The organism is Kluyvera georgiana (assembly GCF_050990895.1).
Classification (GTDB): domain Bacteria; phylum Pseudomonadota; class Gammaproteobacteria; order Enterobacterales; family Enterobacteriaceae; genus Kluyvera; species Kluyvera georgiana.
In genome coordinates, this window is the sequence record NZ_CP158865.1 from 4,320,048 (window position 1) to 4,332,235 (window position 12,188).

Sequence of the window (12,188 nt, forward strand, 5' to 3'; positions counted from 1 at the left end):
GCGAGTATTATCTTCTAAATAAGATTTTTTTAAGTGCTGATAAGCTGAAACTTCTGTCAGCTTATCGAATTATTCTGAGAGGCTGGTGATATGTTAATCTTTCGGCAATAAAAGAGGTATTACCGCTTTTTCATTTTTCGAAATAGAAGGTTGAAATAATGGCTATTCAGTCAATGGGCAGCGTACTTGAGCAAATTCAGTTTCAGACTCAGCAAATATCCAGTTCACCACGGCCAAGTGCGTTCATCTCTGACTTTGGTAATGATAAGACCGCGTCCTTCTCAGAGCTGCTGTTCAACAGTGTAAATAATATTAATCAAACGCAAATTACTGCAAAGACGCAATCAGAGGCTTATCTTTCAGGCGCTTCCGACATTGGTTTAAATGATGTGATGGTTTCTCTGCAAAAGTCGTCAATTGCGCTAAATATGGGTATCCAGGTCAGAAATAAGATGGTCAGCGCCTATCAGGAAATTATGAATATGGGTGTTTAATCACTGAGATTAACACTTAAAAGACATCGCAATGCTATTAACAAAAAATCAACAAAGGAAAACAATACCCTTCTTTACCGTTCTTCAATCTGAGAAGAACGAATTATAAATTTTATCATTACTTATTATACATCGTAGGAGTGTTATTTGTGGGCAACGATTACGATGTCATTAACATGAATGTCAAAAAAGTGAATATTGAACCCAGAGTTTCCGATCGTGAGCTGGAAAAAATTAGCGAGCTAATTTATCAACGTGCAGGTATTGTTTTAACAAACCAAAAGCGCGATATGGTCTATAACCGACTTTCTCGCCGCTTACGTGATTTACGGCTTACCCGATTTGCGGACTATCTCGGGATGCTGGAGAACAATCCCAACAGCGACGAATGGCAGTCTTTCGTCAACGCGCTGACGACCAACCTGACATCCTTTTTCCGCGAGGCTTATCACTTTCCGCTTCTGGCCGAACACGCGCGCCAGCGTCGGGGAAACTATAACGTCTGGTGTACGGCCTCCTCAACGGGGGAAGAGCCCTGTTCCGTCGCCATTACCCTCGATGAGACGCTGGGAAACTACAGCGCCGGCCCACGCGTATGGGCAACGGATATCGATACTGAAGTGCTGTCCACCGCGTCGGCAGGCGTATATCGCCTGAACGATCTCGACAACCTGTCACTTGAGCAGAAGCGAAACTATTTCCTGCGCGGAACCGGCGCCCAGCAGCATCTGGTGAAAGTACGTAAGGATCTGCTGGAAACTATCCACTATCAGCACTTAAACCTGCTCGACCAGAATTGGGATATCCCCGCGCCGTTTGACGCCATCTTTTGCCGCAACGTGATGATCTACTTCGATAATAAAACGCAACAGCATCTGCTGAATCGTTTTTCCCGTCTGCTGAAGCCCGGCGGGCTTCTGTTTGTAGGCCACTCGGAGCACTTCAGCAATATCAACGGGCCGTTTCGTCTACGCGGTCAGTCGGTTTATACCCTGGCCAAGGAGCAACGATGAGTAAGATCAAAGTCCTTTGCGTCGATGATTCTGCGCTAATCCGCAACATCATGACGGATATCGTGAATGAGCATGATGATATGGAAATGATCGCGACGGCGCCCGATCCCATTATCGCCCGCGATCTGATTAAACGCTTTAACCCCGATGTCCTGACCCTGGATGTCGAAATGCCGCGTATGGACGGGCTGGATTTTCTCGAGCGTCTGATGCGCCTGCGCCCGATGCCGGTCGTGATGGTTTCGTCACTGACCAGCAAAGGTTCCGAGATCACGCTGAGCGCACTCGAGCTCGGCGCGGTCGATTTCGTCACTAAGCCGCAGATGGGGCTGAAAGACGGAATGCACGGCTATAGCGAAGCCATTGCGGAGAAAATCCGTACCGCCGCGCGTGCCGTCGTGCATCGCCGCGACCAGCGCAGCACACCATCGGGCGTGATTTCCGCCCCGCTGCTCAGCAGTGAAAAAATCTTCGCCATCGGCTCTTCTACCGGCGGTACGGAAGCGTTACGTCAGGTATTAACACTGCTGCCAAGAAACTGTCCGGGGCTGGTTATCGCCCAGCATATGCCGCCGGGCTTCACCCGTTCATTCGCCGAACGGCTGGACAAACTGTGCCAGATCTCCGTCAAAGAGGCCGAGGACGGCGATCGCGTGCTTCCCGGTCATGCCTATATCGCCCCCGGCGCGCTGCATATGGAAATGGTGCGCAGCGGCGCGAACTACCACATCAGGCTCAACGAATCCGCGCCGGTTAACCGTCATCGCCCCTCGGTCGATGTGTTATTCAACTCCGTCGCCGCCTGCGCGGGAAAGAACGCCGTCGGCGTCATCCTCACCGGAATGGGCAACGACGGGGCGCGGGGCCTGCTGGCGATGCGCAATGCCGGTGCCCATACCTTCGCGCAAAGCGAGAGAAGCTGCGTGGTATTCGGTATGCCGCGCGAAGCCATCGCCATGAATGCCGCCTGCGATGTCGTCGATCTCGCCGACATGAGCCAACAGATGCTGAACAGCGTTGTTGGCCAGGCTCGTCGAATTTAAGCACGTTATTTACTCAATCCCCTACGGGGCTAATTACTATCAGGAAAAAAAATGGCAGATAAAAACTTACGTTTCTTAGTCGTTGACGATTTCGCCACCATGCGACGTATCGTTCGCAACCTCTTAAAAGATTTGGGGTTTAACAACGTTGATGAAGCGGAAGACGGCCAGGATGCGCTTGCCCGACTGCGCGAATCAAAATTCGATTTCGTCATCAGCGACTGGAACATGCCTAACATGGATGGCCTGGAACTGCTGTCCGAAATCCGCAAATCCAGCGAACTGAGCCATTTACCGGTTCTGATGGTCACCGCGGAAGCGAAAAAAGAGAACATCATTGCCGCCGCTCAGGCGGGCGCCAGCGGCTATGTCGTTAAACCGTTCACTGCCGCCACGCTGGAAGAAAAACTCGGCAAGATTTTTGAAAAACTTGGGTGGTAAGGATGGACTCACAAACCAACGATGTCAGTCACGACAGCTACAAAGATATCTTCTCACGCATCGGTCACCTGACCAGACTGCTGCGCGATAGCCTGACCAACCTCGGCCTGGATCGCGCCATCATGGATGCTGCGGAAGCTATCCCGGATGCTCGCGACCGTCTCTGCTATGTGGTCGGTAAAACCTCGCAGGCCGCGGAATGTGCGCTGACCTGCGTGGAAAACGCCCGCCCGCTTCAGGATGAGCTGGATGCGCGTTCAAAAGCGCTGACCGAACGCTGGGACGCCTGGTTCGCCAACCCCATCGAACTACCGATGGCGAAAGATCTGGTTAACGATACGCGCCAGTTCCTGGCCGACACGCCGAAGCTTGCCAGCGAAACCAACGATCAGCTGATGCAAATCATGATGGCTCAGGATTTCCAGGATCTCACCGGGCAAGTCATCCAGCGCATGATGAGCCTGATTGAGAACGTGGAAAAAGAGCTGATTCAGGTGCTGCTGGAGAATATGCCGGAACGCCAGGATGAGGTTATCGAGAGCCAGAATCTGAAAAATGGCCCGCAAATTGACCAGTCCAAAGCGGGCGTTGTCGCCTCACAGGATCAGGTTGACGACCTGCTTGAAAGCCTTGGTTTCTAATCATAAAAGCGCTGCCAGCGTCCGTATGGCACGGCAGCGCTTAACCCTGTCTGACTGTTTCAATAAGTACCCGTGATATGTCGCAAGATAGTGATGTAGAAAAAACAGAAGAACCCACACCCCAGCGAAAAGAAAAAGCGCGAAAAGACGGTAACGTTCCGCGCTCAAAAGAGCTGACGTCGCTGCTGATGCTGCTGATGGGCTGGGGCCTCATTCTGTTGGGCGGCGATATTGCCGTACGCAAGCTGCTATTACTGCTGCAAAACGGGCTAAGTTTTGACCGCATGATGCTCCTCGATGCGATGTCGATGATTCGTCAGCTCAAGCAGCTGTTCACCATGGGCGCTACCTCTGTGCTGCCTATTTTACTGGGGCTTTTTCTGACCGGCATCGCCTCGCCGATGCTGCTGGGAGGGCTGAACTTCAGCGGTAAATCGCTGAAAGTGGATATCAAGCGCATCAACCCGCTTTCCGGGCTTAAGCGCATGGTATCGATGCAGGTCGTTTCCGAATTACTGAAAAGTATTTTGAAGGTCACGCTGGTTGGCATTGCTGCCGGGCTGTTTCTTTACGGCAACAAGATGCAAATGATGCAGCTGGGTACCGGCTCCGTTGCCGATGCGCTGAATGATTCGCGCAAACTGATCACCGGATGTCTGCTGATGGTGATCCTCGCGTTGATCCCGATGGTGGGTTACGACGTGTTCTATCAAATTTTCAGCAATCTTAAAAAGCTGCGTATGAGTCGTCAGGAAATTCGTGACGAATTTAAACAAAGCGAAGGCGATCCGCACGTCAAAGGACGCATCAAGCAGCTACAACGTGCCGCGGCACGTTCGCGCATGATGTCCGACGTACCGAAAGCGGACGTGATCGTGAATAACCCCACCCACTATTCCGTGGCTCTGAGCTACAAGGAAGGTGGGACGGGCGCCCCAATAGTCCTGGCGAAAGGCGCAGGTGAGGTGGCACTACGTATTCGGGAAGCAGGGATGGAGCACAAAATTCCGATGCTGGAAGCGCCGCCGCTGGCGCGCGCGCTCTATCGCCACTGTGACATCGGCAGCCCCATTCCCGCCGAGCTTTATAGCGCGGTGGCGGAAGTTCTGGCCTGGGTTTACGGCCTGCGCCGCTGGCGTCAGACAGGAGGCGTGGCCCCGATGAAACCGAAGAGTTTGCCGGTACCTGCGGCAATGGATTTTGCACAAGAGAGTAAAGAGTGATGGCTGGTTACGCCGCAAAACTACGATTACCTAACCTGAAAGAGACCCAGTGGCAGATCATGGCCGGGCCGGTATTGATCCTCATGATCCTGGCGATGATGGTGCTACCGCTGCCGGCGTTTATGCTGGATTTGTTCTTCACCTTCAACATCGTCTTGTCGCTGATGATCCTGTTAGTGGCGATGTTCACCCAAAAAACCCTGGATTTCTCGGCATTTCCAACCGTTTTGCTGTTCGCCACGCTGCTACGTCTGGCGCTGAATATCGCCTCAACCCGTATCATCCTGATGGAAGGACATACCGGTTCCAACGCCGCGGGGCGCGTGGTTGAAGCCTTCGGTCACTTCCTGGTGGGCGGCAACTTCGCGATCGGTATCGTGGTCTTCGCCATCCTGATCATCATTAACTTTATGGTTATCACTAAAGGCGCGGGGCGTATCGCCGAAGTCGGCGCGCGCTTCGTGCTTGACGGGATGCCGGGCAAGCAGATGGCGATTGACGCCGACCTCAATGCGGGCCTGATCGGTGAAGAAGAGGCCAAGCGCCGTCGTGCAGATGTGACCCAGGAGTCAGATTTCTATGGCTCAATGGACGGGGCCAGTAAGTTCGTTCGCGGTGACGCCATCGCCGGCCTGATCATTATGGCGGTGACCATCATTGGCGGCCTGATGATCGGCGTTATGCAGCACGATATGACGCTGTCGCAGGCCGGTGAAACCTACACCATTCTGACCATCGGCGACGGCCTGGTCGGCCAGATTCCGGCGCTGGTGATCTCCACGGCGGCGGGCGTCATTGTGACCCGCGTCGCGACGGACGAAGACGTGGGTGAGCAGATGATTGGCCAGCTGTTCAGCAATCCGCGCGTGATGGTGCTGACGGCGGGGATCGTCGGTTTACTGGGGATGATCCCGGGGATGCCGAATTTCGTCTTCCTGCTGTTTACCGCCTCGTTGCTCGGGGTAGCCTGGTGGATGCGCGGCCGCGAAATGGAAAATAAAGGCGGCAGCGCGGCGCAGCAAAAAGAGGATAAAGCGGTGGCGAAAGCGCAGGCCGATGCCTCGCGCGTGACCGAAGCCTCCTGGTCTGACGTCCAGATCGAAGATGTGCTCGGTCTGGAAGTGGGCTATCGCCTAATCCCTATCGTGGATAACGATCAGAATGGCCAGCTGCTCACCCGTATTCGCGGTATTCGTAAGAAATTCGCGCAGGAGATGGGTTTTTTACCGCCTGCGGTACACATTCGCGATAACCTCGACCTCTCGCCAACGGAATACCGCATTCTGCTCAAAGGCGTTGAGATTGGTCGTGGGGAAGCGCTGCCGGAACGCTGGATGGCGATCAACCCAGGCTGCGCCGAAGGCGAGCTGCAGGGAACGCCGTGCCAGGAACCGGCGTTTGGTCTCCCGGCTGTATGGATCGATGAAGTGATGCGAGAGCATGCGCAGACGTTGGGCTATACCGTGGTCGATCCTAGCTCGGTTATCGCCACGCACCTCAACCACCTGATCGCGACCCACACCGATGAGCTATTTGGCCGTCAGGAAACGCAGCAGTTGCTGGACAGGCTGACTAAAGAGATGCCGAAGCTGGTTGAAGACCTTATACCCGGCGTCATCTCGCTGACCAACTTCCATAAGGTGCTGCAAAACCTGCTGGCTGAACGCATTTCTATCCGCGATATGCGCACAATTATCGATACGCTGGCTGAGTTTTCCGAACTACAAACCAATACCGATGAGCTGACGGCGCAGGTACGTATCCGTCTCGGACGCGCCATCACGCAGCAGTGGTTCCCGGGCAACGGCGAGATTCAGGTTATCGGGCTCGATTTAAATCTTGAGCGTCTGCTGATCCAGGCAAGCCAGAGCGGTAGCGCCATCGAACCGGGAATTGCCGAGAACCTGATGCGCCAGACGGAAAAATCCATTATGCAGCAAGAGGCTATCGGCGCGCCGGTCGTGCTGCTGGTGAATCAGCCGCTGCGCTTTATGCTGTCGCGCTTCCTGCGCCGGGTATTCCCGCAGTTGGCGGTGCTTTCCAATCTGGAAATCACCAACAACCGCACCGTGCGGATGACCTACATTATTGGTGGGAAAGAGTGACGCCCTTCCCACTTGCGCTGCTCCTGATGTTCAGCGTTCCGCTGGCGGCGAATGCCGCCAGCGGCGCCTGGACGCAAAAGACAGCGGGCGGCTCGATAAGCGTCGGCAAGCAAATCCTTTCCTCCCGCCCGCTCACCCCACCCGACGGTATCCCTAAGCAGGCAACAGCCACCGTCGTGAGCTGGCAGGTGACGCTACTCTCCCCACCGCCGCCGGCGCTGGAAATCAAGCTGTGTACCCCTCAGCGTTGCATACGTTTGCCCGCTTTACGCGGTACCCAAACCCTTACGGTTCCCCTGCTCGCCCACGAATCCTATCGCTTTGTTTATGTCGTCAACCGGCGCGGAGCACTGACGCCCGCGCTGAATGTCGTCAGCAACCAGCTGACCGTTAACTACCGTTAAACGTAAAAGGCGCCCTCTCCTGAACAGGAAGAGGACGCCTTTTACTTGCGTCTTCATTTTCTGGGGATCCCTCACAGAGGCGAGGTCGGTAACAAAGGCATAATCCAGGACTATTTCTAGCGAGCTTAAAACAGCCTGGTTTCAGCTTATTGTAGCGTTGAGGTAAAACTGGAGGAGTATGCCTGATTACATTTCCTGCCGAGATTCAGCGTAGACATATCACGACGCAGCACATCAAGACGGCCCTGAAGCGCCCGAATAATAATCGTTTCATTATCAATCAGGTTTTGCAAAATAGCTTTGAGCTGCTCTTTCTCAAACGCGCTTAAATTATCTGCCTGACCAGCAAGAATATTCTGCAACGTCACGACATAATCAGCGGCAAGCTCAATAAAGTTTTGCCACTCCCCCTGTTTTGCCATTTCCAGCAAAACTAAATTTTGTTGATAGACATTTTCATAACTAGCTGTAATGGATTTTTCCATGGCACACCTATTTCTGCGAAGGTTCAATTTCTTTCCAGGTATTGGCAAGATTCATAAGTAACTCATCAACATGAGTCAGTTTTTCCGGATTGTTGCGCAGATTGCACTCCAGCAGCGTGCGCGACATATATTCGTATAACATCTCAAGTTCCTGAGCGATTTCTTTACCTTGCTCATGATCGAGGGCCGAGCGTAATCCGTTATCAATAATATTGATAGCTTTCGAAATCATTTCACCGCGCTTAGCGATGTTGCCATTTTCGAAATAGATTTTGGCGCGCAAAATGGCATTATGTGCGCCATCGAAAAGCATGCTGATTAATTGATGCGGCGTTGCGCCCGCCAGCTGGCTCTCCAGGTCAACCTGTGCGTAAGCTTTTATTCCTCGACCGTACATAACGAGCTCCGTTTCAAATAGGCAAAGTCATCTCCCCTTTGCCTGGAAATATCTATAGCAACAAAAAATATCAGAGCGTCAGCAACAACGCAGAAAGCTGTGAACTCATGCTGTTCAATTTCGCCATCGTGCTATCTAACTGCTGGAACTGTACGCGATAGCGCTCCACGGAGGCGTCAATCAAACGCTGAGTTTTATCGATTTGGGTTTGCAGAATATCAACCTGAGAGTTCAGACTGTCCGTGGAGTTTTTGATAATGCCATCCACTTTATTTTCTGAATCCCCAACGTACTTGGTGATAATACCGTCCAGCGTCGCCGCCAGGCCGGGGTTGCTTTCGGTGCCAATAAACATTGACGCAATGCCATCAGCATCATCGGCAATCGCCTGATTTAGCTTGTCTTCATCCAGCGTCATCTGCCCGGTAGAGGAATCAATTTTAATGCCGATATCGGCCAGCGAACGATAGGGCGAACCGGGTTCACCGTACACGCCGTTCACCGCTGAACGCAGCTCGCTCACCATACCGCGCAGCGTCGCGTCGCCCATCAGCGCGCCGTTCTCGGAGTTCGTCGTGGCCAAATCCGTATTCGACAGGCTGGAGGAGTCGTAAGGCACATACTTGCTTGAGCTGGTCGTCAGCCCCATCAGCGAATTGTACTGGGTGACAAAATCCTTCACGCTGGAGGCAATCGCCGAGTTATCTTTATTCAGCGTCAGCTGTTCTGATTCACCGGCTTCGGTGACCGATTTCAGCGTGAGCGTGACGCCATCCAGGATATCTGAGATGGTGTTGCTGCTGCGCGTATAGTTACTGCCATCTACCGTCAGCTTCGCGTCCTGCGCCGCCGAGACGACCTTCATGCCGGTGCCCGGGCTGTCATCTTCGCCGGTATCGCCGCCGCCAGTGGTGTTCAGGATCCCCGCCAGCGACTCATCGCCGTCAACGCTGACGCTCATCTGGCCATCTGTGCCCGACGTTTTCGAGCTCAGCACCAGCTGATAGCCCTCGTCCGTACGCTGTACCGATGCCTGCACGTCGCCATTTTCGCGGTTGATCGCTTTCGCGACCTGCGCCAGAGACGTTTCATCATCCGCCAGCTCGATTTTCATTTCGCTGCCATCGTCCTGGGTGATGGTCAGCGTACGTGTACCGCCAACTTTGTCGCCCAGAAGTTCGTCCTGACTCTCGTACGCGTCGGTTTTAATTTTATGGTTCGTCGCCAGCTGATGCACCGTCACCGAGTGCGTATCGGCAAGCGCATCCGAGGTTGCCGTTGCCGAGAACGAGGTGTTATTGCTCACCGTGAGGGTATTAAACGCCTCGCCATTGAGCTTCTGGACGTTGGTCTGTAACGCCGACATAGAATTAGAGATCAGCCCCCAGGCTGAAATTTTAGACTTATAGCTTGTTTGTAAACTGGTATATGGGGTCAGACGTGACTGTTCTCCCAGTTTAATAGACTCAAGCATGCTTGCTGTATCAATACCAGAACCGATACCTAATGATGATATTGAAGCCATCAGACTCTCCTTATAGAGTGGTGTAGCTTTATCTTTTTGTGATTTTATCAATACTCAATTAGATATCGGTGTTGACAAAATAAAGTTTAATTTTTTGTCCTCGAACAGGCAACAGGAAGAACCCGCAAAACTCAGAGTTAAACGCTTTTTAAGACATTAACCAGGTTTTTTTAGGAAATGTCTCTTTATTCACTTTACCTAAACAGCAAATTAGCGACAAAAATGACACCATTTCAATAAATTGTTTACAGAGCTATTTATGGCATCTCCCAGGCATCTTAAAGACGTCATAAAAAAACCTTAAATCCATCTTAATAATTAGCTTCACATTCATCGGCAATTCAACCAATCAAATAATTCAGAAAATTTCTATGTAAAGTTCTTTCCAGCTTTTTTATGAAAATGTAAGTCTGATACCTGAAAGGAAAATAACGTTTCTCGCCCCGCCCACTGTTCATTTATTGAACAAACAAATGTTTTTTGAGAAAAATATTTTTAGAGATTTTTTGCCACGCCGATGTTTTTAGTATGCGACCGAAATTATTTAAAAACGAATTTCGACACGCGTCTTAGCTTATTAATTTTATTAAGAGGACACACTATGTCACAGGTCATCAACACTAACGCCCTTAGCCTGGTTGCACAGAACAACCTGAACAAATCCCAGTCCGCGCTGGGCACCTCTATTGAGCGTCTCTCTTCCGGCCTGCGTATCAACAGCGCCAAAGACGATGCCGCTGGCCAGGCTATCAGCAACCGCTTCACCGCTAACATCACCGGTCTGACCCAGGCGTCACGTAACGCCAACGACGGTATCTCCATCGCTCAGACCACCGAAGGCGCTCTGAACGAAGTGAACGATAACCTGCAGAACATCCGTCGTCTGACCGTACAGGCGCAGAACGGCACCAACTCCGAGTCCGACCGTAAGTCCATCCAGGACGAAATCAACGCCCGTCTCCAGGAAATCAACCGTATCTCTGAACAGACCGAGTTCAACGGCGTGAAGGTTCTGAGCGCTGACCAGACTCTGGGTATTCAGGTTGGCGCCAACGACGGCCAGACCATCGACATCAACCTGAACAAAGTGGACTCTTCCACCCTCGGCATGACCGGCTTTGACGTCACCAGCGTCGCGACGCAGGTCGGTGCTGGCGCCAGCGTCACCAACGGCACTGATTCAGCTAAGTTAAGCTCTGAGGACGTTGACAAAATGAGAACCGCAGCTGGAATCGACGCTGGCGGTTCTATTTACTCCACCACCGACGCGAGCGGCAACGTCTCCTACTTCGGCGTTAACTCTGACGGTACCGCCGCCAACCAGGTTGCAGTGACCATCACCGATGGCAAAGCTACATTTGCTGCCGTAGAAGATGAAGATGATGATCCGGTTGCAGCAACCGCTGCCCAGGTGGCGATGACCACTCAGCTGGACACCATCGACAAAGCGATGGCGCAGGTTGACGAACTGCGTTCTTCCCTGGGTGCCACTCAGAACCGTTTCGACTCTGTTATCAGCAACCTCAACAGCACTGTTAACAACCTCTCTGAGTCCCGTTCCCGTATCCTCGACGCTGACTTCGCATCTGAAGTCTCCGAGATGAGCCGCGCGAACATCCTGCAGTCTGCCGGTATCTCCGTGCTGTCGCAGGCAAACCAGGTTCCGCAGAACGTTCTGTCTCTGCTGCGTTAATCCCGGTTATTCTACAAGCCCGGCTTATTATGCCGGGCTTTTTTGTGCCTGCATCCCACGAACTTCCGCCCTCTTCTCCGTCCCGCACGGTAAATAAGAGACAAAAAAAAGCCTCTGGCTCACGCCTGAGGCAAAAAGAAATGACGACGGCATAACGCAGCCGTCACAGGAAACCCCTGACGGGTAAAAGAGTATTTATTCGTGAGCAGGCGCTTCGCTTACCTGCTCAACCAGCGCCATCTCTTCGCTATTCAGCAGCTTTTCGATATCCACCAGAATCAGCATACGTTCATCAACGCTGCCGAGCCCCAGCAGGTATTCCGTCGACAGCGTCACGGAAAAGTCAGGTGCCGGGCGAATCTGCTCGCTGGTTAACGACAGCACGTCAGAAACGCCGTCCACAATAATGCCGACCACGCGTTCACCAATATTCAGAATGATGATCACCGTGTTTTCATTAAACTCGCCGACCACCTGCTGGAACTTCACGCGCAGATCGACGATAGGCACAATCACGCCGCGCAGGTTAGTCACGCCGATAATAAAATCTGGCGTATTGGCAATGCGCGTTACGCGATCGTAACCGCGAATTTCCTGGACCTTGAGGATCTCAACGCCGTACTCCTCATTCCCCAACGTGAACACCAGATACCCCTGGCCGATGTTCTTTTCACCATACTGTTTTTCGGATACTGAAAACGTCATGATTTTACCTTCGCTAACC

The 12,188-nt window shown here is 52.5% G+C and carries 13 protein-coding genes; 9 read left to right on the plus strand and 4 right to left on the minus strand.

The window, feature by feature from the left end; translation table 11 throughout:
* Positions 1–158 precede the first annotated feature (158 nt).
* The 8 genes from fliE (at position 159) to ABTW00_RS20555 (ending at position 7,364) form a co-directional block, all read left to right on the plus strand.
* Positions 159–494 carry a flagellar hook-basal body complex protein FliE gene (fliE, locus tag ABTW00_RS20520; RefSeq protein ID WP_433637261.1) on the plus strand — a complete coding sequence of 112 codons (336 nt, stop codon included), beginning with the start codon at positions 159–161 and terminating at the stop codon, positions 492–494.
* 176 nt (positions 495–670) lie between these two features.
* Entirely contained in the window at positions 671–1,507 is an 837-nt protein-coding gene (locus tag ABTW00_RS20525) for a CheR family methyltransferase (protein WP_433641101.1), read from the plus strand.
* Positions 1,504–2,550, plus strand: a complete 1,047-nt coding sequence (locus ABTW00_RS20530; protein ID WP_433637263.1) for a protein-glutamate methylesterase/protein-glutamine glutaminase — start codon at positions 1,504–1,506, stop codon at positions 2,548–2,550. The genes ABTW00_RS20525 and ABTW00_RS20530 overlap by 4 nt, the downstream gene beginning before the upstream one ends.
* A 51-nt stretch (positions 2,551–2,601) precedes the next feature.
* Entirely contained in the window at positions 2,602–2,991 is a 390-nt protein-coding gene (gene cheY / locus ABTW00_RS20535; protein ID WP_416872155.1) for a chemotaxis response regulator CheY, read from the plus strand.
* Positions 2,992–2,993: 2 nt separating this feature from the next.
* Positions 2,994–3,632, plus strand: a complete 639-nt coding sequence (gene cheZ, locus ABTW00_RS20540) for a protein phosphatase CheZ (RefSeq protein WP_433637265.1) — start codon at positions 2,994–2,996, stop codon at positions 3,630–3,632.
* Between the two features lie 77 nt (positions 3,633–3,709).
* Positions 3,710–4,855: a flagellar biosynthesis protein FlhB gene (flhB, locus tag ABTW00_RS20545; RefSeq protein ID WP_433637267.1), complete on the plus strand. Its 1,146-nt coding sequence runs from the start codon at positions 3,710–3,712 to the stop codon at positions 4,853–4,855.
* On the plus strand, positions 4,855–6,960 hold the full coding sequence (flhA, locus tag ABTW00_RS20550; RefSeq protein ID WP_433637269.1) for a flagellar biosynthesis protein FlhA: 2,106 nt from the start codon (positions 4,855–4,857) through the stop codon (positions 6,958–6,960). Before flhB ends, flhA begins: the two co-directional genes overlap by 1 nt.
* Complete coding sequence (locus ABTW00_RS20555) at positions 6,957–7,364, plus strand: flagellar protein FlhE (RefSeq protein WP_433637271.1); 408 nt, start codon at positions 6,957–6,959, stop codon at positions 7,362–7,364. The genes flhA and ABTW00_RS20555 overlap by 4 nt, the downstream gene beginning before the upstream one ends.
* Positions 7,365–7,510: 146 nt before the next feature.
* On the opposite strand, the gene ABTW00_RS20560 is transcribed toward ABTW00_RS20555, so the two are convergent.
* From ABTW00_RS20560 to fliD, 3 genes are all read right to left on the minus strand, one after another.
* Complete coding sequence (locus tag ABTW00_RS20560) at positions 7,511–7,849, minus strand: flagellar protein FliT (RefSeq protein WP_433637273.1); 339 nt, start codon at positions 7,847–7,849, stop codon at positions 7,511–7,513.
* A gap of 7 nt (positions 7,850–7,856) precedes the next feature.
* The gene (gene fliS, locus ABTW00_RS20565) at positions 7,857–8,246 is read right to left on the minus strand and encodes a flagellar export chaperone FliS (RefSeq protein WP_416872161.1); all 390 of its coding nucleotides are present in this window, start codon (positions 8,244–8,246) and stop codon (positions 7,857–7,859) included.
* 70 nt (positions 8,247–8,316) lie between these two features.
* Positions 8,317–9,771 (minus strand): flagellar filament capping protein FliD, encoded by a 1,455-nt coding sequence (gene fliD / locus ABTW00_RS20570; protein WP_433637276.1) that lies wholly within the window; start codon positions 9,769–9,771, stop codon positions 8,317–8,319.
* A 601-nt stretch (positions 9,772–10,372) separates the two neighbouring features.
* On the opposite strand from fliD, the gene ABTW00_RS20575 reads away from it, so the two are divergent.
* Complete coding sequence (locus ABTW00_RS20575) at positions 10,373–11,464, plus strand: FliC/FljB family flagellin (RefSeq protein WP_433637278.1); 1,092 nt, start codon at positions 10,373–10,375, stop codon at positions 11,462–11,464.
* Positions 11,465–11,659: 195 nt separating this feature from the next.
* Here the strand turns inward: ABTW00_RS20575 and cheW are convergent, their stop codons facing one another.
* Entirely contained in the window at positions 11,660–12,169 is a 510-nt protein-coding gene (cheW, locus tag ABTW00_RS20580) for a chemotaxis protein CheW (RefSeq protein ID WP_433637280.1), read from the minus strand.
* Positions 12,170–12,188: the final 19 nt, after the last annotated feature.

Excerpts from the sequence above, each read along its gene's own strand:
- cheY (WP_416872155.1), top strand. The coding sequence starts at position 2,602 with ATGGCAGATAAAAACTTACGTTTCTTAGTCGTTGACGATTTCGCCACC.
- flhB (WP_433637267.1), top strand. The coding sequence starts at position 3,710 with ATGTCGCAAGATAGTGATGTAGAAAAAACAGAAGAACCCACACCCCAG.
- ABTW00_RS20530 (WP_433637263.1), top strand. The coding sequence starts at position 1,504 with ATGAGTAAGATCAAAGTCCTTTGCGTCGATGATTCTGCGCTAATCCGC.
- fliD (WP_433637276.1), bottom strand. The coding sequence starts at position 9,771 with ATGGCTTCAATATCATCATTAGGTATCGGTTCTGGTATTGATACAGCA.
- fliE (WP_433637261.1), top strand. The coding sequence starts at position 159 with ATGGCTATTCAGTCAATGGGCAGCGTACTTGAGCAAATTCAGTTTCAG.
- flhA (WP_433637269.1), top strand. The coding sequence starts at position 4,855 with ATGGCTGGTTACGCCGCAAAACTACGATTACCTAACCTGAAAGAGACC.
- cheZ (WP_433637265.1), top strand. The coding sequence starts at position 2,994 with ATGGACTCACAAACCAACGATGTCAGTCACGACAGCTACAAAGATATC.
- fliS (WP_416872161.1), bottom strand. The coding sequence starts at position 8,246 with ATGTACGGTCGAGGAATAAAAGCTTACGCACAGGTTGACCTGGAGAGC.
- ABTW00_RS20560 (WP_433637273.1), bottom strand. The coding sequence starts at position 7,849 with ATGGAAAAATCCATTACAGCTAGTTATGAAAATGTCTATCAACAAAAT.
- ABTW00_RS20525 (WP_433641101.1), top strand. The coding sequence starts at position 671 with ATGAATGTCAAAAAAGTGAATATTGAACCCAGAGTTTCCGATCGTGAG.
- ABTW00_RS20575 (WP_433637278.1), top strand. The coding sequence starts at position 10,373 with ATGTCACAGGTCATCAACACTAACGCCCTTAGCCTGGTTGCACAGAAC.
- cheW (WP_433637280.1), bottom strand. The coding sequence starts at position 12,169 with ATGACGTTTTCAGTATCCGAAAAACAGTATGGTGAAAAGAACATCGGC.